This window comes from Oceanobacillus neutriphilus, assembly GCF_014645515.1.
In the GTDB taxonomy this organism is placed as follows: domain Bacteria; phylum Bacillota; class Bacilli; order Bacillales; family Amphibacillaceae; genus Oceanobacillus; species Oceanobacillus neutriphilus.
In genome coordinates this window covers 32,639-57,986 of record NZ_BMLW01000003.1, presented here as the reverse complement: position 1 = coordinate 57,986, position 25,348 = coordinate 32,639, and the positions used below count along the sequence as shown (strand labels likewise).

Annotated in this window: 20 protein-coding genes; 7 read left to right on the top strand and 13 right to left on the bottom strand. The window is 38.6% G+C overall.

All coding sequences use genetic code 11. The features are described 5' to 3' along the window. Positions 1–67: 67 nt before the first annotated feature. The 3 genes from IEX29_RS05780 to IEX29_RS05770 form a co-directional block, all read right to left on the bottom strand. Complete coding sequence (locus IEX29_RS05780; protein WP_188733521.1) at positions 68–1,423, bottom strand: aminotransferase; 1,356 nt, start codon at positions 1,421–1,423, stop codon at positions 68–70. A 675-nt stretch (positions 1,424–2,098) separates the two neighbouring features. Beyond that, entirely contained in the window at positions 2,099–2,818 is a 720-nt protein-coding gene (locus IEX29_RS05775) for a GntR family transcriptional regulator (RefSeq protein ID WP_308423620.1), read from the bottom strand. Positions 2,819–3,000: 182 nt separating this feature from the next. Next, the gene (locus tag IEX29_RS05770; protein ID WP_188733520.1) at positions 3,001–3,624 is read right to left on the bottom strand and encodes a TetR/AcrR family transcriptional regulator; all 624 of its coding nucleotides are present in this window, start codon (positions 3,622–3,624) and stop codon (positions 3,001–3,003) included. A gap of 201 nt (positions 3,625–3,825) precedes the next feature. On the opposite strand from IEX29_RS05770, the gene IEX29_RS05765 reads away from it, so the two are divergent. After that, positions 3,826–4,728, top strand: a complete 903-nt coding sequence (locus tag IEX29_RS05765) for an alpha/beta fold hydrolase (protein WP_188733519.1) — start codon at positions 3,826–3,828, stop codon at positions 4,726–4,728. 70 nt (positions 4,729–4,798) lie between these two features. Here IEX29_RS05765 and IEX29_RS05760 read toward each other — a convergent pair whose 3' ends face one another. Both IEX29_RS05760 and IEX29_RS05755 read right to left on the bottom strand, forming a co-directional pair. Beyond that, positions 4,799–5,554 carry an SDR family NAD(P)-dependent oxidoreductase gene (locus tag IEX29_RS05760; RefSeq protein ID WP_188733518.1) on the bottom strand — a complete coding sequence of 252 codons (756 nt, stop codon included), beginning with the start codon at positions 5,552–5,554 and terminating at the stop codon, positions 4,799–4,801. A 201-nt stretch (positions 5,555–5,755) separates the two neighbouring features. After that, a complete protein-coding gene (locus IEX29_RS05755) occupies positions 5,756–6,688 on the bottom strand; it encodes a D-2-hydroxyacid dehydrogenase (RefSeq protein ID WP_188733517.1) in 933 nt (310 codons plus the stop codon). A 569-nt stretch (positions 6,689–7,257) separates the two neighbouring features. On the opposite strand from IEX29_RS05755, the gene ileS reads away from it, so the two are divergent. Next, entirely contained in the window at positions 7,258–10,335 is a 3,078-nt protein-coding gene (ileS, locus tag IEX29_RS05750; protein WP_188733516.1) for an isoleucine--tRNA ligase, read from the top strand. A gap of 45 nt (positions 10,336–10,380) precedes the next feature. On the opposite strand, the gene IEX29_RS05745 is transcribed toward ileS, so the two are convergent. The 6 genes from IEX29_RS05745 to IEX29_RS05725 form a co-directional block, all read right to left on the bottom strand. Further along, positions 10,381–10,980 carry a short chain dehydrogenase gene (locus IEX29_RS05745; RefSeq protein ID WP_188733515.1) on the bottom strand — a complete coding sequence of 200 codons (600 nt, stop codon included), beginning with the start codon at positions 10,978–10,980 and terminating at the stop codon, positions 10,381–10,383. A 162-nt stretch (positions 10,981–11,142) separates the two neighbouring features. Further along, positions 11,143–12,603 (bottom strand): CoA-acylating methylmalonate-semialdehyde dehydrogenase, encoded by a 1,461-nt coding sequence (locus IEX29_RS05740; protein WP_188733514.1) that lies wholly within the window; start codon positions 12,601–12,603, stop codon positions 11,143–11,145. 75 nt (positions 12,604–12,678) lie between these two features. Beyond that, positions 12,679–12,852, bottom strand: a complete 174-nt coding sequence (locus tag IEX29_RS26605) for a hypothetical protein (RefSeq protein WP_229720114.1) — start codon at positions 12,850–12,852, stop codon at positions 12,679–12,681. Positions 12,853–13,072: 220 nt separating this feature from the next. After that, complete coding sequence (nhaC, locus tag IEX29_RS05735) at positions 13,073–14,518, bottom strand: Na+/H+ antiporter NhaC (RefSeq protein ID WP_188733513.1); 1,446 nt, start codon at positions 14,516–14,518, stop codon at positions 13,073–13,075. A 41-nt stretch (positions 14,519–14,559) separates the two neighbouring features. Further along, the gene (gene iadA / locus IEX29_RS05730; protein WP_188733512.1) at positions 14,560–15,711 is read right to left on the bottom strand and encodes a beta-aspartyl-peptidase; all 1,152 of its coding nucleotides are present in this window, start codon (positions 15,709–15,711) and stop codon (positions 14,560–14,562) included. 206 nt (positions 15,712–15,917) lie between these two features. Beyond that, the gene (locus tag IEX29_RS05725; RefSeq protein ID WP_188733511.1) at positions 15,918–17,954 is read right to left on the bottom strand and encodes a sigma-54 interaction domain-containing protein; all 2,037 of its coding nucleotides are present in this window, start codon (positions 17,952–17,954) and stop codon (positions 15,918–15,920) included. Positions 17,955–18,476: 522 nt separating this feature from the next. On the opposite strand from IEX29_RS05725, the gene IEX29_RS05720 reads away from it, so the two are divergent. Further along, a complete protein-coding gene (locus IEX29_RS05720; protein ID WP_188733510.1) occupies positions 18,477–18,926 on the top strand; it encodes a MarR family winged helix-turn-helix transcriptional regulator in 450 nt (149 codons plus the stop codon). A gap of 260 nt (positions 18,927–19,186) precedes the next feature. Continuing rightward, positions 19,187–20,557: an MFS transporter gene (locus IEX29_RS05715; RefSeq protein WP_188733509.1), complete on the top strand. Its 1,371-nt coding sequence runs from the start codon at positions 19,187–19,189 to the stop codon at positions 20,555–20,557. 166 nt (positions 20,558–20,723) lie between these two features. Here the strand turns inward: IEX29_RS05715 and IEX29_RS05710 are convergent, their stop codons facing one another. Then, on the bottom strand, positions 20,724–21,470 hold the full coding sequence (locus IEX29_RS05710; protein ID WP_188733508.1) for a class I SAM-dependent methyltransferase: 747 nt from the start codon (positions 21,468–21,470) through the stop codon (positions 20,724–20,726). A 255-nt stretch (positions 21,471–21,725) separates the two neighbouring features. On the opposite strand from IEX29_RS05710, the gene IEX29_RS05705 reads away from it, so the two are divergent. From IEX29_RS05705 to IEX29_RS05695, 3 genes are all read left to right on the top strand, one after another. Continuing rightward, positions 21,726–22,217 carry a sigma-70 family RNA polymerase sigma factor gene (locus tag IEX29_RS05705; RefSeq protein WP_188733507.1) on the top strand — a complete coding sequence of 164 codons (492 nt, stop codon included), beginning with the start codon at positions 21,726–21,728 and terminating at the stop codon, positions 22,215–22,217. After that, complete coding sequence (locus tag IEX29_RS05700) at positions 22,214–23,365, top strand: anti-sigma factor (RefSeq protein ID WP_188733506.1); 1,152 nt, start codon at positions 22,214–22,216, stop codon at positions 23,363–23,365. The genes IEX29_RS05705 and IEX29_RS05700 overlap by 4 nt, the downstream gene beginning before the upstream one ends. Positions 23,366–23,582: 217 nt before the next feature. Beyond that, the gene (locus IEX29_RS05695; RefSeq protein ID WP_188733505.1) at positions 23,583–24,764 is read left to right on the top strand and encodes a metal-dependent hydrolase family protein; all 1,182 of its coding nucleotides are present in this window, start codon (positions 23,583–23,585) and stop codon (positions 24,762–24,764) included. A gap of 69 nt (positions 24,765–24,833) precedes the next feature. On the opposite strand, the gene IEX29_RS05690 is transcribed toward IEX29_RS05695, so the two are convergent. Next, entirely contained in the window at positions 24,834–25,172 is a 339-nt protein-coding gene (locus tag IEX29_RS05690) for a DnaJ family domain-containing protein (RefSeq protein WP_188733504.1), read from the bottom strand. Positions 25,173–25,348 lie beyond the last annotated feature (176 nt).

The following is a 25,348-nucleotide window of genomic DNA, read 5'->3' as shown; positions in this document are numbered from 1 at the left end:
ATTAAAAAGTGCTAGAATATAGCACTTTTTAATTTGGTATAATCTCATTCAACAGCAAACCTGCTAATTAAAGACTCCGGATCGCTGACTGCAACGTATCAATCAGAAAGTCCAAATCTTCCTCCGTACTTGTTAATGGAGGCGCAGCAATAATAACATTGTTGTGACCCGGAACGGTATCTCCATTCTTTCCAATGATCAGTCCTTTTTCTTTACACAATCCAATTATCTTGGCTAATTTTTCATCAGCTAACGGTGTTTTGGATTCTTTATCCTCCACCATCTCAATACCCAATAGAAAACCAGTCTGCCTGACTTCCCCAACATTTTTATGATCAATCAGTTGATGCAATTCTGCTAATTTGGATTGAGCGAGATTATTTACACGCTCAATGATGTTCTCATTTTCAATGATTTCAATATTCTTCAGCGCAACCGCACACGCTGCCGGATGTCCTCCATATGTGGAGACGTGCCGAAAATGCGAGTCTTTTCCATCCTTTTGAAATACATCATATATTTCAGATTTAACCGCAGTAGCTCCTAAAGGCAGATAACCGCTGGTCAGCCCTTTTGCCATTGTTACCATATCAGGCTGCACTCCTGCTGCTTGCTGAAATCCAAACATTTTCCCTGTGCGCCCATAACCGGACACAACCTCATCCATTATTAGAAGTATATTATGCTGCTTGCAAATTTCAGATACCCGTTGAATATATTTCATCGATGGGATAATAACCCCGCCCCCGGAGATAAAAGGTTCCATAATAAAGGCAGCTATGGTTTCTTCGCCTTCCCAATTAATCATTTCTTCCAATAGCTGCGCCGCTTTCAAATCCGACTCCTCCGCACTTCCATTAAAAATGGATCGGTAGCTGTACGGTGGATAAACATGCAGGAATCCGGGCACTGTCGGATCATATTTCACCCGTCTATTAGCTTGTGCTGTGGCACTAAGTGCTCCCAGGGTTGAACCATGATAAGCCCGGTAACGGGAAATAATTTTATATTTCTGCGGATTGCCGGTCTGATTATGGTATTGTCTGGCGATTTTAAATGCCGTTTCATTCGCTTCCGAACCACTATTTGCGAAAAACGTCCGATACTCTTCGCCAAGCAGTTCACTAATCTTCGCTGCCAGTTTGATTGCAGGCTGGTGGCTCATCGTTAACGGAAAATAGGAAAGGTTTTTCATTTGCTCCGCTGCCGCTTCGGCTATTTCCTCACGTCCATGACCAAGATTTAAACACCACAGCCCGGAAACTCCATCCATATACCGTTTACCAGATTCATCTGTAAACCATGAACCCTCCCCCTTCACGGCAACAAGCTGTTCCGCTTCCGGATTAAAACGATGCATCGCATTCCACAATAACGATTCTTTTTTCTCAAGCCTACCGTTCATTTCTTTTTTGACTTTCATTCTTCTTACCTCCTCATTTATCTAAGACTATTCATCTAGAAACCTAAATTTAAGAAGAAACTGAAATTCCAGGAACCGGTTGAATCGATTGTTATGCCATGTTGTATACTGTACAATTATTCTGAGTTTTAAATAACCAGTCCTATAGCGTATGAGGGAATACCTTCAGGTTATACATTCTTTATCAGAGCAGCTAGTTTATTTCTAATGAGCCTAGCACAATATTTGTCTAGTGAAGAATTCACACAATAAAAAGACCGCTCTCAATTAATGAACTATTCTAAGCATCCAGTTACCTCCTTAAACACTTCAAAATAACATTAAAAAAAGCCGTCAAAACACAAAAGACGTTATATTTTATCCCGTTTGCAGCACACCGCCAATTATTCTCTTTGCTTCCTCTCCCATGCTTCGAAATTTGAGAAGACAAACTAATCCCTTCATAAAGATTCTGACGTCCGAACCAGTTGTAATATAAAAGCTCTGCTCATAGTATAATCCAGGTTAACTCCTAATTCAATATATTCAGTTATTTGAAATAATGATAAGAGTTATTACTGTTTTTAATAAACCGCTTTGTCCATGAGTTCAAAAAAATATATTATATTAATATTCTATGACTGAGAAATAGCAATAATCACCACCATTTTAATTTTAAATTTTCAGCAGCCTGATCTATCCAAACTTACGAGACAGGTTTAATTTAAATGTATACAAATCACTTCGATAAAATGCCTTTTCCATTTCAATGATTTCATTATTTCGATCCTTAATAATACGTTCAGCAATCAAGGCATTCGTTCCATCCGTCAATTCCAAATTCTCCTTATCCTCGTCTGAAAAAGCACCGCTGCTTATTGTCTGCCCTGCCTCGGCAAGTATTATTCCCAGCTCATTTTCCAGCAAATCGTACAATGTTACATCATTTAAATCATACTTTATTAATTTCTCACCAATATGAACTGGATAGTAATGCTGTTCTACACCTATTGGCGTGTCATCGGCATAGCGAATTCGTTTAATAAAATATGCCTCTTTAAGGTCGGTCTTTTCCTGAATATGGTGCGGGGTTTCCATCAAATAAGATGCAATTACCTTTGCTCCCGGTTTCTTTCCCATCTGTATAATAGTTTCCGTCGTACTGCTTAAATTCCCAAGCCAATCTTGAATCGGTTTTAAAGAAACAAATGTGCCTTTTCCATGTCTCTTCTCCAATATTCCTTCACGAACTAAAAGATTAACAGCCTCTCTGACAGTACTTCGGCTCGTATTATAATCTGTCATAAGCTGTCTTTCACTTGGAATCTGGTCTGTAAATATTCCCTCTTCTATTTTCTTCTCAATAATATTTTTTAATTGTATATGTAAAGCAATGGAATTATTGTAATCAAGCACAATAATAGCTCCTTTTCGTTTTTTAATTGGATTTTCGAGACTGCAGTGACAGGCATTCTTGCTATGTGATAAAGCATAACAGATTTTTATATTATCTCAATACTATAAAAAAGCAGACTTCCCATTTCAACGAATAAGATCAGTCTGCTTTCCATAAACATAGCTTGTAAAAGAAAACCCTTCTATTTTTTCTGTATAACTCCACTTTCCAGTATTTGAATAATTCTTTCTGTCTCAACCTCTTCTTCATCCCAGTTTGCTTCCGGAAGAAATACATAACGTGCCACAATATACGATAATATAGAAGTTGCAACCGTACGCATAATCACTTCTGCTTTCATATCAACCAGCTGGCCCTTATCCTGATAGTATTTGATAATCTCTTTCAGCCTATCAAAAATATCCTTCCCGATATATTCAATAAACTGTTCTTTCAATTCTGGATGAAAAGGAATTTCTTGAACTAATATTTTTAGCATCGGCAAATTATTTTGAATATATTCTTTCCGATTCTCAATCATGGCACGAATAAAATCTTGAATATATTCATATTCCTGATCAAGCACCTTATTCAGATCATTTTTTATCATCGGCGCAACCAGCTTCACCATCATTGGCGAAACAATTGCCAGCAGCAAGCCTTTTTTAGATTTAAAATGTTTAAAAATCGTCCCTTCTGCTACCTCTGCTTTATTTGCAATTTCGCTCGTTGAGGTCCCTGCATATCCTTTCTCTGCAAATAAATCTGTGGCTGCCTCCAATATCGCTATTTGTTTTTTCGTTAGTTTGGGTTCTTTATTTGTCATCTTATCTCGCCTCTTATCACGTTAGACATATCTCTATGTATACTATATAGGATAAACATCCGGTTTGTCATGAATAATGAAATTACAGCCTGGAAGTATTTTATTTCATTTGTTATGAAGGCACAAGCAATTTAGGATTGTATGATATGCTTCATGTAGGATCCTGTATAAAACTCTGATTTCTATAAAGGGGGCTATTTTTTGAATTTTATCGAAATCAATGGTCAAAAGATTGAAATTCTATCTAAAGGAACAGGAAAACCGGCAATTCTCATAATGACTGGTATGGGATCTCCTTTCTATGAATGGGAAGAAATTACGTATAAGCTCGCAGAAACGAACCAGGTTATTATGTATCATCGCCCGGGATTAGGTAAAAGTGAATACAATCACATTGAAAGGACTACTGAAAACTTTACAAAGGACATCATACAAATACTGGAGAAATTGAATATAACAAAGCCGATCATTCTTGCAGGGCATTCCTACGGCGGTTTATGTGCACAGCATTTTTCAAAATTATATCCAGAAAGAATACAAGGATTATTACTATTAGATTCAACCTCTGTTGATTTATATAAGCTGGACCAATTAGATCTGCCTTATCTCGATGAAAATGAATCAGATGCTGCATGGATTAAAAACTGTAAAGAGTATGCAGCCATGTCTCCCAAAGAACTTTTAAAGCAATTAGACCCTGTTTTAACAAAAAAACAACAAAAGCTGCCGAAAAAAACACAGGAAAAGTTAATTACATTTTATACAAACCCTTCATTATATAAAACTATGCTTCAAGAGATCACAAATTGGGAAAAAGATACTGAAATCATTAGATCTTTATCATTTACAGGAGATTTCCCAGTAACTATCATTGGTCGTGATAAGAGGAAATGTATTTCAAACTATATCGATGATGGGGTTCCAAAAGCGGAAGCAGAGCTGCTAGAAAATACCTGGCATCAATTGATTATGGAACAAAAGGATATTTACAAAAATGCCAAGCTGCTATTTGCTTTAGGTGCGGGACATGATATTTATTTAGATCAGCCTCAATTAGTTATTGACGCGATAATTCATCTTGCAGATTGTTATAATCATCGATAGTAACTCCAAAAAGAAAAACGTATCAATGAGATAGTACCCGCTGATACGTTTTTCTTTTTCAGGCATTTATTTATAACGAGCTGGTTGACCCGCCATCAATCGGAAACTCTGCGCCTGTCGTATAAGATGAATCTTCAGATGCCAGGAACAGCACTGTTTTCGCAACCTCTGTCCGTTTTCCTAAACGGCCCAGCGGGTAAGTTTTACCTACTTCATCAGTGGTTTTCCCCTGCGACTCTGCTCCATAATCCGCCATTTGCGTATCAATATAGCCCGGATGAATGGAGTTCACACGAATCTGGTCCTTGGCAACCTCCATCGCAACATCCTTACTCATAATACGGACTGCACCTTTACTTGCACCGTATAAGGCATGTCCAGGTGCTCCGCCAAGACCGGCTACAGAAGAAGCATTAATAATCGAACCGCTTTTCTGCTTCTGCATGACCGGCAGCACATGCTTCATGCCTAAGAAAGTACCTGTCACATTGATATTCATTAATTTATTCCATGTGTCTAATTCAATCTCAGTAATTGGTTTGATAATGTATATTCCTGCATTATTAAACAATACATCAATGGTTCCAAATTGATTAACCGCTTCTTTTACAACCACTTGCCAGTCTTCTTCTTTACTGACATCATGCTTTATGGAAATAGCTTCTGCTCCAAGCTCTTTTACTTCTTTTTCTGTTTCTCTTACACCTTCTACATTCACATCTGTCAAAATAAGCTTTGCGCCTTCTTTTGCAAATAAATGAGATGTTTCTTTTCCAATACCTGTTCCAGCTCCTGTGATTAGTGTAACTTTATCTTGCACTCTCATCTTAACTCCTCCTTGAACTACTTCAATAAATCGTGAAATTTACTTGCTTTGTATTAATTCCCTTTTTTTGTATAAGTAAACATCCATACAAAGGTTAGCATGATATAGTTTGTGAGGAGTTTTATATTTTATACAGAGCTTTAAATTCCATAATTGATGCCATCTTTAGCATCACCAAAATAATAATTATAAAAATAGATGTTAATAACCTTTTTGAATATCCACTTTATTTTCCAAGACCTGCCCCGCTTCTACCTTATTCAGCGTGCCAATAAAACACTCCACTGCCTCCCTTGCTGTTGTCACAGCAGAAATATGCGGTGTTATTGTGATAGCAGGATGCTCCCAGAATGGGTGTGATGCAGGCAGTGGCTCTTCACGAAAAACATCTAACACGGCAAAACGCACCTGCTCTTTTTCTATCGCCTCGATTAAAGCTGCTTCATCTACGGATTTTCCTCTGCCAGTATTGATAAATCCAATCTCCGTTACTTGTTCAAAAAAAGCTTTATCAAATAAATCAGCTGTTTTATCTGTTAGCGGTAATGTATTAACCACATAATCTGCTTCTTTTATAATCGAAAAATGTGAATCAATAGCCGCTACCTGGTTAAAAGCTGACTTCAGTTTGCCGCTTAAAGATATCCCATACACCTTCACCCCAAATACTGATAGGATTCCTGCTACTTTTTGACCAATTTCTCCTGTTCCATAAATAACTGCCTTCTTCTCACTCAGTAATTTAGGGGTAATTGCATTCCAGGCTTTCTCGCCCTGCTGCGCAGCAAACCTCTGATGAGATTGCGCATCTCTCAAAATATAGCTTAAACAATATTCTCCAATCCGCTGTCCAAACGAGCAAACCGTCCGTGTTAGCAGTACATTCTCATCCCAATTTCTGCCGGATAAAAATCCGTCCACGCCGGCACCTAATGAATGTACCCACTTCACTTTGCTGTAGTCTGTATTTTTCTTTATTTGAAAGCCGCAGAAAGCATCTGCCCATTCCAGATCTTCTTCTGTTAATTTGTCTTCAGTCAGGTAACGGATTTCTTTATCCAGATTATACTGTTCTATGTATTCCTTTAATTCGTTTATCATTGGACTGACAATCATTATTTTTTGAATATCCATATATCCTGCCTCCCCTTCTTCTATTTCTTATTATACAGTCTACTTACCAATTTGCTAAAAAGCCAATAGTTGAAACAAGTTGACTTTTCATTTTCAATCGTTTACTATTATTGTTAATTTAAAAATCTAATTCGATGACGGGAAAGAGTAATTATCTTCCTCTTAACTACAGAGAGTTGACCATGTGCTGAAAGTCAACGTTAAGAAAGCTAATGAAAATCCTCCCTGAGAAGCAAAGTTGAAGAGAAAAGTGGAAAGCATCGTTTAAAAACGTAACAACTGGAGCAAAGTAACTGAGATAAAGGAATCACGGAGAGCTAGCGAACCGATGATGACTTATCGTAGGGCACTTATACGAAGTTGTCTAGTTTTTGATGCTTGGAACTAGACCATATGTATTAAACTTTGACGGCATTCTACCGATATCCGGAACGCGTATGATAGTACGTAGTGAAAATCCATTCGAAAACCACTACTATGTTGGTTTTTTTTATTTTTTATGACGAATGCAACCATCCTGATTCTCTCTGCGCAGAATCGGGATTTTTTAATTTAATGAGGTGAAAAAAATGAAGGTATCAAGTGCAGCACGTGAATTAAGAATCCGGAAAGAGTGGGAAAAAGATCATACTTTTGAGCGCTCTATTTCCAACAGAGAAGGCAGAGAATCCTTTGTCTTTTATGAAGGCCCTCCGACAGCAAACGGCTTACCGCATGCCGGCCATGCTCTTGGCAGAACGATAAAGGACTTTGTAGCAAGATATAAAACCATGTCCGGCTATCAGGTTTTACGAAAAGCAGGCTGGGATACCCACGGTCTGCCGGTTGAACTGGAGGTTGAAAAGCAATTAAACATCCGCGGTAAAGAACAGATTGAGGAATATGGTATCGAGAATTTTATCGCGAAATGTAAGGAAAGTGTCTTTACCTATGAAAATGAATGGAAGCAATTCACCGAGGCGCTCGGATATTGGGTGGATATGGAAAGCCCTTATATCACACTGAATAATGACTATATTGAATCCGTCTGGCATATTCTTTCTCATATTCACAAGAAAGATTATTTATACCAGGGACATCGTGTTGTTCCCTATTGCCCGCATTGTGAGACATCCTTAAGCTCCCATGAAGTCGCCCAAGGGTATAAAGATGTGACAGATTTATCTGCGACTGCTAAGTTTCAGATCGAAGGAAGAGATAATGAGTATCTATTAGGCTGGACTACAACACCATGGACACTGCCGGCCAATGTGGCTCTCGCTGTGAACCCGGAAATGGATTATATGCGTGTGCAGCAGGAAAATGAAATATACATCGTCGCACAACCATTAGTCCAGGATGTGATGAAGGAAGATTATAAAGTCTTAGAAACTGTCAAAGGGCAGGATTTAATTGGGCTCTCCTATCATCCGCCATTTGATTTTATAACAGTTTCTAACGGTCATGTGGTGATTGGGGCTGATTTTGTTACAGATACAAGCGGGACTGGAATTGTCCACTTAGCACCGGCTTATGGAGAAGATGACTATAAAGTAATCCAGGAGAATCATCTTGATTTTGTCAATGTTGTTGATACAAAAGGCCGCTATAAAGATATAATCACACCACTTACCGGAAAATTTGTCAAAGAATGTGATGTAGATATTATCAAAATGCTTGCTGAAAAAGGGCTTTTGTTTGCTAAAGAAAAATATGAGCATAGCTACCCGCATTGCTGGCGCTGTGATACTCCCCTTCTCTATTATGCAATGGAAGGATGGTTCATTAAGACAACAGCAGTAAAAGAAAAGATGATAGAAAATAATCAAATGGCGGAGTGGTTGCCATTCCATATGAAGGAAGGCAGATTCGGCAACTTCCTGGAAAATATGGTTGATTGGAATATCGGCCGAAACCGTTATTGGGGAACACCGCTTAATGTCTGGGTCTGTGATGACTGCGGTGCACAAAAATCACCAGGCTCCATCAAAGAATTAAGAGAGCTGTCTATTGATTCACTCCCCGAAGATATTGAATTGCATAAGCCCTATGTGGATAACATCCATTTTTCCTGTGACTGTGGGGGAAAGATGCACCGGACCAGTGAAGTAATTGATGTCTGGTTTGACAGCGGGTCCATGCCGTTTGCCCAGTATCATTATCCTTTTGAAAATAAAGCATTATTCGAGAGCCAATATCCAGCTGATGTTGTCATTGAGGCTGTTGATCAGACTAGAGGCTGGTTCTATAGTTTATTGGCAGTCTCCACCTTATTTACTGGGAAAGCACCATACAAACGGGTACTCTCACATGGACATATCTTAGATGAAAACGGGCGGAAAATGTCCAAGAGTAAAGGTAATGCCCTATCACCGATTGATTTAATCAATGAATTTGGCGCGGACGCGCTCAGATGGGCTTTGCTTGCTGACAGCTCCCCTTGGAATAATAAACGTTTTTCCCAAAAGACAGTCAGCCAGGCAAAAACAAAAGTGCTGGATACACTTCTAAATGTTTATTCCTTTTATCAGATGTATGCAAAAATTGATGACTTTAAACCGGAAAAAGAGGCAGCCGGTCATCCAACTACGCTTGACAAATGGGTGCTCTCCCGTTTAAATACCGCCATTCAAGAGGTGACGCAAAGCTTAGATGCCTATGATATCACCAAAGGAGCAAGGGTAATTTCGTTATTTATCGATGAGGTCAGCAATTGGTATGTCAGACGTTCCAGACAACGCTTCTGGAGTGAAGGCATGACAGACGATAAGCGGGCAGCATTCCATACTTTATTTGAAGTGCTGACAAAGCTGTCGCAAATCATGGCGCCTTACACACCATTTTTGACGGAGGAAATATACTCTGATTTAACCGGCTCAAGTGTCCATTTATCCGATTTCCCAGCAGCTGATCAAACGCAGATCAAAACAGAGCTTGAAAAAGATATGGGAAATGTACTACAAATTATCGAGCAGGGCCGTTCTCTGCGAAATGCAGTTGAAATAAAAACAAAACTTCCTTTAGCGCAATTAATTGTAATGCCAAAAGAAAACGTTGAACTGTCTGCATTAGAAAACTACAAATCCATTATTAAAGAAGAATTGAATGTCAAGGATGTACTATTCAAGCAGATGGATTATCAGCTTTTACAATTTGTTTTTAAATTAAACTTTTCGGTTGTCGGTCCAAAAGCCGGTAAGGCAGTTGGTGAATTAAAAAATAAAGTAGAAGCTTTAGATAACACAGAAAAAGAAAAATTTATTGCAGACAAACAATATCCATTCATCCTGCAATCCGGTGACACAATTACTTTAACAACAGAGGATGTGCTTATCGAAAAGAAAGGAACAGATGGGTTTGCATTATCGGAAGGAAATACGTTTATGGCGCTGCTGGATGTTCGCTTAACGGAGGAATTGAAAGAAGAAGGCTTTGTCAGAGAATTTGCCCGCGCTGTGCAAACCTATCGCAAAGACTTGAATCTGCCGGTCGAACAGCGTGTACAGTTATTCGTGGAGACGGATACTGCTGCACAGCGTATTTTAACCAAATTTAATGAACTGGTGCATAGGCATCTAATCCTCGATTCCATTCATTTTGAGAAAAAGGAAGACATGAAATCGTTTGAAGTAGAAGGACATGTAATTGAATTATTTATACAGGGATAAGAGAGAAAAGCAGATCGAACATTGTGTTTGATCTGCTTTTTATACTTAATATACTTTATAAGCCTGTCCTGTCTGTGCACCGAAAACACTTTTCCTGTAAGCCAAACCAATCCGCCTGGAAGAAACAGGCTCAAACCCCTGGAACAGCTTACCATGCTTTTCTTTTGATTTTTCAAGCATGGACGGACTGACATGGTTAATACGAATTCCACGCGGCATTTCAATCGCTGCTGATTTCACAAATGCTGATACACCGCCATTTGCCATTGCAGAAGAGGATGCTGTTTTCAATGGATCGTCCATCAAGACACCTGTTGTCAGTGTAATGCTTCCATGATCCTTCAGATAGTGCAAACCGATTAATACTAAATTTACCTGTCCCAGCTGCTTACTATTTACAGCAATCATATTTTGCTCAGGTGTCAGCTCATTTACCGTTGCAAAGTGTGCTGAACCAGCTGCACAAATAATAGCATCTACCTGACCAACCTTTTCAAAAAGCGCTTTAATACTTGCTTCAGAGGTAATATCTACCGGATACTCTGTAGAATTTCGGCTGGCTTGGATAAATTCTGCATCATCCTTCAGCTCTTCATATACAACTTCTCCGATTGCTCCTGTGGCTCCGACTATTAGTATTTTCATATTCTGCCTCTCCTCATTTCTGAATAATTTTATATATTTTCTTTGTTACAGTATCTCATGAATTTTATAAAAGGTATAAATTCCAGCTCATCACATTTTTTAGAATATGACATAGATAGTTAATTAGAAAAGCCACTGTAATTACAGTGACTTCCTTCTACCTTAAACCCATTTGGTAGTGATAACTTTCTTTCGTGTATAGAAATGTAATCCATCTTTACCGTTAGCGTGTAAATCACCATAGAAGGAATCCTTCCATCCCGAAAAAGGAAAAAAAGCCATTGGAGCCGGTACTCCAATATTAACTCCAAGCATTCCAGCATGAATCTTTTCTCGAAATTGGCGTACACTCCCCCCATCTCTTGTAAAGATACATGCTCCATTAGCAAAGCGGGATTTATTTGCCAGCTCGATTGCTTCATGCAAATCCTTCACACGAGCAATAGATAAAACTGGAGCAAAAATTTCATCCTGCCATATTTTCATTTCTGAAGTAACATGGTCAAAGATAGTCGGCCCGACAAAATAACCTTTTTGCCTTACAGCTTCATCTTCACGGCCATCGCGGACCAGGCTGGCTCCTTCTTTTTTTCCGGATTCTATATAGTCTAATGTACGTTCTTTATGCTTATCACGAATTACTGGTCCAAGGAAAATTCCTTCATCTAAACCATTGCCAATTTGAATTTCATTTGCTTTTCGTGTCAAAAGCTCAATAAATTCATCTGCAATGCTCTCCTCTACAGCTACTACAGAAGCTGCCATACAACGTTCTCCAGCTGAACCAAATGCAGCGTTCATAATTTGTGTGGCTGCATTATCCAGGTTAGCGTCATGCAGCACAATTGAATGATTCTTTGCACCTGCCAATGCCTGCACCCGCTTTAAATTATTTGTACCGCGTTTGTAAACATATTCTGCTACTGGCTGCGATCCGACAAATGATATTCCTGCCACCTGCGGATGATCTAATATACCATTTACAACATGATGTGCACCATGAACGATATTAAACACACCGCTTGGCAGGCCAGCTTCTTCGAGCAATTCTGCTAAACGATTCGCAAGCAGGGGTGCACGTTCAGAAGGCTTCATGACAAATGTATTCCCAGTAGCAATCGCCATTGGAAACATCCAGCATGGAACCATCATCGGAAAATTAAAGGGTGTAATTCCCCCAATGACCCCAATTGGATAACGATATACCCCGGACTCTAAGTCTGTTGCAATCGAAGCTAGCTGCTCCCCCATCATCAACGAAGGTGCTCCTGTTGCAAACTCTACATTTTCAATTCCTCTTTGTACCTCTCCATACGCTTCTGCAAAGTTTTTACCATTTTCAAGGGTAATCAGCTTTGCCAGCTCATTATGGTTCTCCACCAGGAGCTGCTGATATTTAAATAGAATCCGGGCACGTTTTGGTACGGGGATTTCCTTCCACGTTTCAAATACTTCTGCTGCTGTTTCTATTGCATGATTTATGTCCTCTAAAGAGGATAGCGGCACACGAGCAAGCAATTCTTCAGTTGCTGGATTAACTACTTCTTCTGTTTTTGCTGTATTCGCTTCGATCCATTTTCCGCCCACATAATTCTTCAATGTTTCTATTGTTGTTTGTGCCAATGAAATAACCTCCTGTAATAGTTCTTTATAAAGCAAGATTACCAGTAATTATTAGGCTGCATGGAACAATAATATTTATAAGAAAAACTGCTCTACACCCCAGATGTGTGTCTCTCCACAAATAGCTCTTACCTTCGTATCAGCAGCAAATCCTTTAAGCAGAAGTGAATTGAAATCGCTATGCCGTCTCCAAATAAAAGTAATACTCAGGAACATCCAATTTGATTCCATAAACCAGCATGCATTCATAACTTTTATCTAATTCCATCATAAGTTTATCGAAAATTCAGTTAGATAGCAAGGAAATCAAATACAAATTCATAGCAATACTGGAAATTTCTTTCATTCTCAAAATTTGAAGACTACTATGCCAAAGACTCTAGTATCTCGTGAACTAACTCACAAAAAAACATCCTCTTTTTTGATTCAGATAACTATCAAAAAAGAGGATGTTTCAAGTAAGATTTATTTACTGTTCCGGTTTAGCTTCCGTAGTTTCTTCAGAATCCTCATCCGGTATTTTCGCAATACCAATACCTGTATACCCTAAAATAATCGCAAAAATAAATCCTGTATAACATAATATCGCCCATGGAGCGTAGCTGAGTGTAGAAACACCCAGTGTCCCGGCCATAAATACCCCGGCTGATGACCATGGAATAAGCGGTACCACAACCGTACCAGAGTCCTCTAACGTACGGGATAAGTTTTTCGCCTGTAATTTCTTTTTCTTATACGTATCCTTGAATATTTCTCCGGGTACGATAATAGAAAGATATGAATTCCCTGTAACTAAAGCCATGGTAATACAAGAAAGAACGGTAGTCAGTATTAAGTCTCCTGTACTTTTAACCACTTTCATTAATGTTTGGATAATTACTTCAAGAGATCCTGATTTGGCAATAATACCAGCAAAGATAAAAGCAGAAAAGGCAATTAAAACAACCCCTGTCATTGATTGCATGCCTCCCTGATGTACCAGACTGAGAACTTCCGGAATAACTGAATCAGGTTCAAAATTTGCACGATTGACCATACCTACGTCAAATCCTGAAACCGTGGATGCAAATACGTCACCAGCACTGAATCCTTGCATAAAAATCCCTAAAATTGCTGCAACCGCAGATGAAAAGATAATCATTGGGAGTGTCGGCTTTTTCCTGATTGCTCCGTATAAGATAATTGCTGGAGGAAGCAGCAGCAAAACATTCCAATTAAACATATCTGTTAGTGTTTGCAGCATGATATTCATCGTCTCTGGTGTAGCGGCATTATCTGAAGATAAATGAAGGCCGGCAAAAAAGTAGATAATCATACTAAGAATCGCTGCTGGTACAGTTGTCCATAGCATATGACGAATATGTTCATAGAGTTCACTTCCAGCAGCTATTGGAGCGATGTTGGTCGTATCCGAGAGTGGAGATAATTTATCCCCAAAATAAGCACCTGCAACAATGGCACCTGCAGTCGCTGGAAGATTCGCTCCAAGTCCGGTTGCAATTCCCATTAATGCAACACCGACCGTACCCGCTGAACCCCAGGATGTTCCTGTAACAATGGAGATAATCGCAGCAACAACAAACGCAATAAGTACGATAAATGTTGGATTAATTATTTGTAACCCATAATAAATCATCATTGGAATCGTACCGGCAATCATCCATGTCCCAATCAAAATTCCAATTGAAATCAGAATGAGAATGGCAGGCATGGCCTGTTTAATTTTTTCTTGAATCCCTTCCATCATTTCGTCCCATGTATATCCTAATCGCCATGCAATAAATCCTGCATATACAGAAGCTAAAATCAACAGAGGTTCCGGACTGAATCCATAGACACCAAAGCCAATAGCAAGTAACAGCAGCATCACGACAATTGGTGAAAAAGCTTCAAATAAATTGGGTTTTTTTCTCATCTGTGAAATCCTCCATTTCTTCACCTGTCAGTGTAAGTTTCTTATTTTTCAAAGGTCCCCTTAACAAGGAGCTTTTTACTTTCCAGCATGTGACGCCCTTTTGCAAATACATGCTCAAGCGCCAGTGTTTCTTTATCTAAAATAAGGACATCGGCATCTTTGCCTTCCTGGATACCGCCTTTATTATTCAATTTCAAAGCATCTGCCGTATTACTCGTTACAAGCGGAAGAACTTCCTCTATGGACAGTGCCTGCTTTTTCACGGTACCAATGACTTGCTGGTACAACGTTTGTGTACTCGCAACTCCAAAGCCGATCATTTTTCCTGCTTCATCAAACTTCGGCAGGCTCCCATTTCCATCTGAAGAAATCGTTAAATGCTGCATATCCCCGCCATTCTTTTTATAGTAAGCAACCCACTCACCTGTTTCATCATCAGCTGTGATATCTACATAGCTTCCCTTATTTGCCAGTCGTATTGCATCATCCAGCAGCTCCTGGCTGCGGGTGATATGTGTAGCATAAAGATTCGAAGCTGGCAGTTCATAATCCTCTAAAAGCTGATGCAGCAGGGATAAATATTCCTTTCCGGGACCGGTATGAAAATGCGTTACTCCTGCTTTCCCGCTGAGCATACCGCCTACTCGGGCTTCTCCCACTATCTTGGCTAATTCATGCAGAGAAGGCTGTCCCGAACGCGAATCGGAAATAGCAATCTCTGCCGCTCCAATAATTTTATCAAATAGAATAATATCTTCCTTAACACTCGATGTAATTGTCGTTGTAGGAACTGCATAGTTTCCTGTATAAATAAATGTTGTCATTCCTTCTTCTTCCAACCCACGTGCTTTGGCGAGAAGAGAAGTCATATGGCGGGTTGTCCCATCCGTTCCTAACAGACCGACAACTGTCGTAATTCCAGATTGAATCATATCGCTCAGCTGTATTTCCGGGGTCCGGGTCGCAAAACCTCCTTCTCCTCCGCCCCCAATTATGTGAACATGCGGATCAATAAACCCCGGCACAGCATAATCACCATCTGCATCCACTATTTTATAGTCAATACCTAATTCTTTTACCACTTCCTCGTCTACTTCTCCTATTTTGGCGATTCTTTGATCAACGAATAAAATAGATGCTCTCCCCAATGATTCTGGGGCATAAATTTCAGCATTTTTAATTAATGTAATCATTCATCCAGCCTCCATTCGCTAAATAATATTTATTTTCTGAAAAAGCATTCAACAGCAGTTGCGCTGCTTCCAGATAAAACGCTATAGGGTATATTATGCAAAAAACATGCCAATTAACTATAAGGCTTGATAGAGCTGATTTCAATAAACCAATAAAAATTTAGGAGTATTTATAGGACCGAACATTCCTATAAATACTCCTAAATTTAAATAAGTTCTATAATTCTTGCTCCCAGATCAGTTATCCTGGTTCCCTGCTTTTTTATTCCAGTTTCTATTAAACCGTATTTTTTCAGCACTTCCAATTTTGTACGCAGTCTGCTCTCAGAAATTTTGTCAGAAAGCATTGCCTGTAATGTTGAACGGCCAATTCCCATATTTTCGCCCTGTGTAATAGATAAGCTTTCTAAAATATCCTTAAAAAGATTTAGATCTCCTGAATGTTCGAGCAATCTTATTATTTTATCTGCCTGGATATCTGTAAACGGATTATTCTTCATTTTAGATGGCAAATCAGCCAGACTCACTTCCGGCCCGTTCACAACAACTGACAAATAAGTAACCAGGCTTTCCAATTCCCGGACATTTCCCGGCCATCTATAAGAGGAAAGCTGATTCATCACATCTGATGGAAAATTCAGCTGACTATTTTTCTGTGCTAAGAAATAATGGATTAAATTAGGAATATCTTCCCTTCTTTCGGATAATGAAGGGATCCTTAAAGGTAATTGATTTAAACGGTAAAACAAGTCATCACGAAATTCCCCGTCTCTAATCATACCCTCTAAATTTTTATTGGTTGCTGCAATAATTCGGACGTTAATCGGAATAACTTTGTTTCCTCCGACCCGCATAACCTGTCTTTCTTGTAGCACTCTCAAAATAGCAGCTTGAATTTTCAGTGGAGCGTCTCCTATTTCATCCAGGAAAATTGTTCCGTTTTGCGCTAATTCAAAAAGGCCAGCTTTTCCACCTTTTCTTGCTCCTGTAAATGCCCCTTCCTCATAGCCGAATAATTCACTTTCTGCAAGCGATTCAGAAATCCCGGCAAAGTTCACCGCCACAAAAGGTCCTTTATTTCTGGAGGAATATTCATGAATAGATTGTGCAAAAATCTCTTTTCCCGTTCCACTTTCTCCGGTGATTAGTATCGTATAGTCACTTCTGGCTAATTTTTTCGCGATAAGCTGTGTCTCCATAATCATCTGGCCGCTGCCAATATTATCGTCAAAGGAATACTTTGTGGTTAATCCCGTTTGCAGCTTCTTTTTCCTTATCTCCTGCTCCATCCGCTCTACATGTGTCACATCCTGAAAGACAAGAACGATTCCCGAAAAAGCTCCATGAAGCAAAATTGGATTTAGCGTAACCAACAGATTCAAACCACGTACCTGAATCTGCTGCCTTGGAATTGGCTGTTTCGTCTCCATCACTTTATCAATTTGAAATTCATGTAATACATCCGCATAATACTGGTGTAAGACGTCCCTGCTATCAACCCCTAAAATATTGCCTGCTTCTTCATTAAATAAGGAAACATGTCCTTCACTATCAATAAAAACAACACCATCCTGCACGGCATTGAGAACAGCCTGTAAGCTGGAATTAATATAATTCTCATTTCGGACAGAATTGGCAAGCTCTCTGCCAATACGGGCAAAATTTTTCACATAGCCCATCGTTATATGATGAGCATGATTAAAATTACGCTTAAGAATTTTTGAAATATCAAAAAGTGTACTCAGATCAAGGCGTCTGTTTCCTAAATCAATAACTGCTTCCAGCTCTGCAGGGACAAGATTTGCCAAACCGTGTGTAATCGCCACATCAATATTTTTCAAATTAGGCGGATGCTCCATATCAGGGGAATACGCGTAAAAATCTAAGTAATCGAATCCCAAATACTTCAGCATGGTTACAGATTCATAGGCAATAGCCTCATCATTACTGACAAGCAGACATCGTGTCGCCTTAGGCAATTCAAATAATTTTTCCAGCTTTTTAAAATCAATAGATCGATTGGCAACCAGCATAGGTGCCTTTGTCTTCTCAAAATCAATAAAATCCTCAACCAGGCTGTCCGGGGCAGAAGACAGAATTAAATCTACATCCTCCAGATGAACCGGTAAAAAATGATTGCTGCGCAGCCGGATTTTATCTCCAAAAACATCCCGGATATTATCGCGAAACGTATAATAAAGATCAATTTCCTTGGTGAGTATCAGAATAATCGGGTTACTCATAGGTGTTCACTCCAATCAGAAGTTGTAATTAAATAATTAAATTTTTGTGTATCATTTATGTAACATAATTCATGATGATTTGACAACAGCCCTATAAGGGCATTTTACCTGCTACGCCTAAAAGGCTGGCATCACAAGCCCTCATACCCTCGCACCTCTAAAAAGGTTCTTTTATCTTTGTTCCGTCTTTTATCTTCCAGCAATAACCAGCTGCTTAGTTTTGTTTTTTAAAATACACTTCCGAAAATTCAGTTCACCCTTGGATTTATAAAAAATTATGAAATTCATTCATGCACAATGTGATATTGGCTTGCGACACCATTATCAGTCTAGCATAGGAGGCTTTTTTATGTTCGCTGTATCACCAATGCTTACTCAATTCTCCCCCGCATAGCTGGGGGGTTAAGTTTTTCATTTATCATTTCCAAAACCTGCGTTAAACATATTGGCCATATATGAAATGACAGGATTGAAGGAATCGCTGTATACTTAAAATAAACATTTCACCCAGGGAGGGTTACCATGAATTCCAAAGACGATAAGTTAGCCAATACAGTATTGGATATTGTGAGGATGGCAAATCTGCTCGAGAGAATTGGCGGAAAATACGCAGGTAAAGGCGGGTTACCCAGTGTATATCAATACATGCTGCTATCCATACTCTCCAATCAAGGTGATTTATCCTTACGAGAAATAAGAGAAAATACACTTGTTACCAAACAAGCAATCACTGGACTTATCGAAAGGATGAAGAAAAGTGATTATATTGAAACATATACAGATCCAAGTGACCGCAGGATAACGCGAGTTCACATCACAAAAAAGGGCAATGATGCATTAAATCAAATCCTTCCACACCGAGTTACAGGGAATCGACAAGCATTCTCTATTTTGGATGAGGAAGAAATTAATCAATTGCATACTATACTGCCAAAGTTCATTCATCATGTGGAGAAACTATTGAAGGAATGATCATAAACCTATTCAATGATTTGAAGACCTAGAAAAATGGAAACAGCTAAGCTATCTAACCAGCGGCTATTAGCCAGCTGCTGGTTAGATAGCTTCGTGCAATTTATTAGTCAACATATTGACTTAATAATGGATGTAAGATATGATTATTAAGTCAATATGTTGACTAAATTCTTAATAAAAAGAAGGAGGGATATTTCCTCAAATTAATAAAGCGGATTTTAAAGAGATACAATTTAATCAATAAATGGAGGATCATAATGAACAAACAACAAAAATGGCTAAATATTTCCATCTGCTATATTCTGCTTTATGCTACCATGAATACAACAATGATGAATGTTGCGCTTCCAAGCATAGCGAAGGATTTCGTACTCACCCCTTCTGAAGTAAGTTGGGTAACGGCTATTTTCAGCCTATTTTTTGGTATTGGATCTGTCACTTTTGGAAAACTGGCTGATATGTTCCCAGTTCGTCGTTTACTTCTGATTGGACTTGGTATTTTCATGGTTGGATCACTAGTTGGTTTCTTCAATGTAAATTATGGAATGGTTGTTGCAGCACGAATCGTTCAAGGGTTTGGTGCAGGCGCGCTTCCATCTCTTAGTTTAGTAGCTGCAGCCAGGTTTTATCCAGCAGAAAACCGTGGCCGTGTGCTTGCTATGGTATTTTCAATTGTGGCTCTCGGGGCGGCTATTGGCCCCATCCTCGGAGGTTTCTTAACGGATTGGTTCGGTTGGAAAACTTTATTTCTGATGTCTCTGTTAAGTTTATTGGGTGTTCCTCATTTCCTTAAATATGCACCCAAAGAGGAAACAAAAACAGGACACTTCGATATGGGCGGCGCTATCCTGCTAATGCTGGCTGTTACTTCCATTTTAATGGGGATTAATGTTTCTGCTTGGCTACTTCTTTTTGCAGTTGTATTCCTTGTTCTTTTCTTTTTACAAAATCAACGGGCAGCAGAGCCGTTCATTGAAATTAATATTTTGAAAAACAGCCCATTCCGTTTAGTGCTATTGATGAGCTTTCTAAACTCTATTACATATATGGGTGTGCTTTTCATCATACCATTAATGCTCACGAAAGCGAATGCATTGTCATCTGACTGGATCGGTCTTGTTTTATTCCCAGGTGCACTTCTGACTGCTGTTTTAGGGCCACTAGTAGGGAAATTGATTGATAAACATGGTAGTTTGCACATTAATCAATGGAGTTTTATCATCATGGTATTTGCCTGTGTAGGGCTTTCTATTTTTGTCGGCTCTTCACCAATCTGGATTTCTATCCTGCTTATTGTAATATTCCTTGGGTTCACTGCCAATCAGACAGCTTTTTCCAATCATATATCGGTAATCGTACCATCAAGCGAAAATGGCATTGCAATGGGTTTGTTCACATTAATGACATTCCTGGCTTCTGCCATCGGCATTGCTTTGTTTAGTCGCTTTCTTGAGTTTAACAGCGGGCACTGGAATCCATTGAACATTTCCGATTACAGTGCATACAGCAATGCACTCCTTCTTACCGCAGTTGTAATCCTCCTAGCAATGGGCGTGCTTGCTTGGGAAAAGAGAATAACGAAAGAGAATGAAGGTGTTGTAACGGCCTCAAATGAAGAGGTGAATTGATTTAAAAGCTTTCGATTTTGAGAACAGGGAAAAATTGAAACCTTTCATGAGTTATTTCTGATGAAAGGTTTTTTTCTATCTCGAAACAATTTTCCTCTAGTACTTTTCTTATCCTTTGTTCAACCTTTTTAGCTGCTTTATATCCAATATGCTCCACACCTCTCATTCATTTTTTCGCAAGTATCGTAAATTCCCAAGGTATATCCTCCCCGTTCCAGCCGCGGTGTTCTTCAAATTTTTCCAATTGAAAACCGGAACCGATAACAGCATTAATAATGTCACTTAATGTATATAAACGGACTGATACATTTGGAAAATCAGTCTGTTCAGCTTCATCAAAATAATCTTTATAAGCTAAATCACCTGATTGAACTTTTTTGCTATCAAAGTAGCTTACCTTTTTACTATCAGCTAAAATGCATTTCCTTAATGGGTGAAAATCACTCAGAATCATTTTCCCATCCGGTTTTAAAAGTACATAAAGTATGCTCATCAATTTTTCAATATCATCAAAATAATGCAATATACCGCCTTCCAGATATAGTACATCAAAATTGCTCTGGTACGCGGATAAGTCAATTTCATAAATATCAGTCACAATATAATCAATAGCTGCATTTGCAAACCCGGCAAGCTCCAAGGCATACTGCTTATTTTCTTCTGAGATATCAAATACAGTAACTTCTGCTCCAAGTAAAGCAATTGGAACTGCTTTTCTGCCATTAGATCCGCAGAGATTGGCAACCTTCTTCCCTTCTATATGCTGAAAATAATTCTTATGCTTCTTCAATTGTCCAATCGGGTTCTCCGCTACCTGTGCCGCTAATTTTTGAGGTGATCCATATTTTTTATTCCAAAATTCATAAGCTCTATACTCCCAGGCAATTTTATTTCTCTTACTTTGCTCATTCATTTTTCTCCTCCTAAAAACGTAAGAATTTTATTTGCTATAAGGTTTAAAATTGCATTCATTTTATGTATATTCTTTATCATATCAAAGTTTTTAATTGATTTACCGCATAATTGTTGACAATCGTTGAAATCCAGCGAAATAGTAATTAATAAAAATCTCTTTTGAACTCATAAAATTTATTTCTCCAAATTTGAAATAAATCTGTAACTTTTTTTAATTTGAAACGTGTTATGTGTAGATGGAAAGGAGGAACGCATGAAATCGATTGATCAGGTTTATCAATTATACTTTCGGGATATTTATCAATTCCTTCTTTCTCTGAGCCGTGATCATTATACAGCTGAAGATCTGGTGCAGGAAACATTTTTACGGGCTTATCTGTATCTGGAATTTTATCATAATGAAAACGTGAAATCCTGGCTATTTACCGTAGCTTATCGTACTTATATTGATTATTATCGAAAGCATCGAAAAAGCGTCGTTACAGAGACAGACTTCTTCCAGCAATTACAGAAAAATGAAGCAGAAATTCATCACCAGCTTATTTTAAGCGAAGAGGTACAAGAGGTTTTAGCACTGATTGACCAGCTGCCGGATAAACAGCGGACCGCTATTATTCTTCACGATATTCATGAGCTGTCTTATAAAGAAGCCTCTCAAATAATGGATGTAAAACTCGGTCATTTTAAAATATTGCTGTTCCGCGGAAGACAGGCAATCAGACAGAGAAAGGATGAAAATCAGTGAAAAGAACATTTGAAGAAAAATTACTGGCTTATGAAAAAGGCGAATTAACAGACGAAGAGAAAGAAGCGTTTGAAAAGGAGCTCGATACGCTTGAAAATATCTTTGAAAATGGAGAGAAGCAGGATAATAAGCCCTTCAATAAAAAAGAGCAGAAAATCCTGCGGAGAGGAAAATGGAAAGCCCGGATCCAGACAACTTTTTTCGTGTTTATTTTATTTATTGGTATTTTATTTATTAGCATGATAGGTACCGGGATCTACTATTCTTGGGGGACACCGGACAGATCAGAAATCATCATGAATGTTAATGATTATACTGCTGCACTGACAGATCCTTATGGCAGCCTGTCCTATTCTTCAGCACAGGGCGGATTATTCTTCGGACTGGATGTAGAAACAACGAAGCGAAAACAGGTTGGCGATGAAATATTTGAAGTCGGCGAATCTGAATCGTCCTTCTTCTTTTCTTATTTAAGAGAGCAAAATGATACTTTATTTACAAATGACAATTCCGCATCCCCAGGTTTTTATCTGCCTGGTGAGGAGGAAGCGTATTCTTCAGATTGGGAGCAGCTTGAAAATTTACCAGAAGGAACAGTCTCCTCTGCTTATATTTCTTTCGATGATTTTCTTAATACAGATGAGGTGTTTGACCTCTTCGATAACTATAATTTAGAAATTCTTTGGTTTGGAGTTCAAAAAGGTGATATGTCAGATGAGTATGAAATTGATTTTATCTCTAGTCACGATCCATTCTTTTTTGGATTTCCAGCAAGTCCTATCTGGCTGGAGGAGGATATGTATACCGTAGAAAGACAGGAAGAAAAAGGCTTGTTTGGCTCAGGGACTGTTTCTGAAACCAGCTCTTCTCCCACTTATGAAGATGGAGACAGTGAGATGCTGCATGAGCAATTTTTTAAAGTGCTGTATTTCCTGTCAGACCACGAAAAGCTGGCTAATAAATATGTTTGGGATGATTTGCATATCGATGAAACCATACAATATTTTGAAGAAAACGGGATTAACCACTACGGTGTGGTGGTTACAGGGCCGACAAAAGAGCTGCTAAAGCTGCGGGAAAATGATGAAGTCTATGCATTACAGCTGGATGAAACAAGACTTTGGAACTGGACTGACAGAGTAAATTAGAACTGTATTTATTGAGGCATCTTTTCATTGGCTAACTGCTTTTACAGCGGACCAATTGAGGGATGTCTTTTATTATTTAATTTTCGTGTTAATAATCCCCTGGGAAAATAATTCTAAGACAAATTCCCACAATTCTCTCTTTTTTTATGATATATTTATCTGTATTCTAAAATTTTTCATACAACATTAGAAAAATCAATCATGAGGAGAGACAAGAATGACAACAATTTTATTTAAAAATGCCAACGTATTTACCGGTAAAAATAAAGATTTTGAAGCAATTGATTTTGCGGTAGATACAGAATCGGGTCTATTTATCAATCAAGAAACAAAAAATGCAGATAAAGTCATTGATCTGAAAGGAAAATATGTGATGCCCGGTTTAATCAATGCCCACACACATATTGTTTTAGATCCTTTCTTCAAAATTGGCGGTCTATCCTCCGTTAATGCTGTCAAAACAGGAGCAGTCGTAAATACTTATATTGCGGTGGATAACTTAAATAAGCTTTTAAAAAATGGTGTCACATATATACGTGATGTCGGTTCTTCTGACGACATTGATTTACAATTATCTAAACTGGAAAAAGAAAATAAAATTACTGCACCTGGAATTATCGGATCAGGCCCGGCGCTTGTAATGACTGGTGGACACGGTGTTGAATTAGGACTCGAATCTGATGGTGTTGACGAGCTTCGTAAAAATGCCCGTACCAATATTAAAAATGGCGCACGAAACATTAAATTAATGGCTACAGGCGGCGTAAGCATTGATGGAGAAACACCACATGATATTCAGCTGAGTGTTGATGAAATGCGTGCGGCGGTGAATGAAGCACACCATAAAGGTTATACTGCCTGTGCTCATGCCCAGGGAACAGAAGGAATTAAGAACGCTATCCGTGCAGGTGTAGATTCCATTGAGCATGGGATTTATCTTGATGATGAGGCGATACAAATGATGCTGGAGAACGATACCCACCTTGTACCGACACTAATGGCGCCATGGGCGATTAATCAGCATCCGGATAAATTACCTGACTTTATGGTTAAAAAATCACTCGCTGTCCAGGAGGCTCATATTGTAAGTATCGGCAAAGCGGCAAAAGCTGGAGTTAAAATTGCGATGGGAACGGATTCGGGAACTGCTTATAATGATTTTGAAAATGGATCTTCCGAGGAGCTTGAACATATGGTCAAGGCTGGCTTAACGCCACTGCAGGCATTACAATCCGCTTCCGTTAATGCAGCAGAGCTGTTAAAAATTGACGATTATGCCGGTTCCATTGAATCAGATAAGCTTGCTGACTTTATTATTATTGAAGAAAATCCACTAGAGGATATAAAAGCCGTTCAAGGCGATAAAATTGTTTATAAAAAAGGAAAGAAAGTAGAATAAGTGTAAGAGAAATCCGACTGGACCTGCAAAGATAAGCTACATCCTGCAGGTCCAGTTTTTAATTTATGATTACCACTCCTTCTTCGCTGTTTCCAGATGAACTAAGCTGACAAATTTCTTTTGCAATGGTGCCGGGCAAATTCGGTTATGCTTTTTAATTTGCTTGTTAATTTTTTTGATATCCCCTTCTGTCTGCGCCTCCTGCACCAATAAGTTGATTTCCTTTTGCAGCTTCAGCCACGGCGGCAAATAGCCTGCGTCCTTCGCAATTTTTTGAAAGTGTTGAAAAGTATCCTTCTGGATATAATCCTTCGATAAAGGTTTTCCCTTACCCGGCAAATCCTTTTCATAGCTATAATCATTCTCTTTAATCATATCTCCAATTAAATCATTGTATTTTCTATCCAATCGTATACCTCCCTTCTATTTTGTTAATGCCAATTCCATAAACATTCGAAATCCAGAAAATTTAAATAATAAATGCTACTTTTAGTATACTGTTTTTTTACAACTCCTGCTATTTGGAACGAAATCATTATTTAAATATTTCCAAAACAAATCGGTAAATTCTAATTAAATATGCT

Coding starts and splice junctions, on each gene's coding strand:
- IEX29_RS05780 (WP_188733521.1), bottom strand. CDS start 1,423: ATGAAAGTCAAAAAAGAAATGAACGGTAGGCTTGAGAAAAAAGAATCG.
- IEX29_RS05770 (WP_188733520.1), bottom strand. CDS start 3,624: ATGACAAATAAAGAACCCAAACTAACGAAAAAACAAATAGCGATATTG.
- IEX29_RS05760 (WP_188733518.1), bottom strand. CDS start 5,554: ATGAGAGTGCAAGATAAAGTTACACTAATCACAGGAGCTGGAACAGGT.
- IEX29_RS05755 (WP_188733517.1), bottom strand. CDS start 6,688: ATGGATATTCAAAAAATAATGATTGTCAGTCCAATGATAAACGAATTA.
- ileS (WP_188733516.1), top strand. CDS start 7,258: ATGAAGGTATCAAGTGCAGCACGTGAATTAAGAATCCGGAAAGAGTGG.
- IEX29_RS05745 (WP_188733515.1), bottom strand. CDS start 10,980: ATGAAAATACTAATAGTCGGAGCCACAGGAGCAATCGGAGAAGTTGTA.
- IEX29_RS26605 (WP_229720114.1), bottom strand. CDS start 12,852: ATGAATGCATGCTGGTTTATGGAATCAAATTGGATGTTCCTGAGTATT.
- nhaC (WP_188733513.1), bottom strand. CDS start 14,518: ATGAGAAAAAAACCCAATTTATTTGAAGCTTTTTCACCAATTGTCGTG.
- iadA (WP_188733512.1), bottom strand. CDS start 15,711: ATGATTACATTAATTAAAAATGCTGAAATTTATGCCCCAGAATCATTG.
- IEX29_RS05725 (WP_188733511.1), bottom strand. CDS start 17,954: ATGAGTAACCCGATTATTCTGATACTCACCAAGGAAATTGATCTTTAT.
- IEX29_RS05720 (WP_188733510.1), top strand. CDS start 18,477: ATGAATTCCAAAGACGATAAGTTAGCCAATACAGTATTGGATATTGTG.
- IEX29_RS05715 (WP_188733509.1), top strand. CDS start 19,187: ATGAACAAACAACAAAAATGGCTAAATATTTCCATCTGCTATATTCTG.
- IEX29_RS05710 (WP_188733508.1), bottom strand. CDS start 21,470: ATGAATGAGCAAAGTAAGAGAAATAAAATTGCCTGGGAGTATAGAGCT.
- IEX29_RS05705 (WP_188733507.1), top strand. CDS start 21,726: ATGAAATCGATTGATCAGGTTTATCAATTATACTTTCGGGATATTTAT.
- IEX29_RS05695 (WP_188733505.1), top strand. CDS start 23,583: ATGACAACAATTTTATTTAAAAATGCCAACGTATTTACCGGTAAAAAT.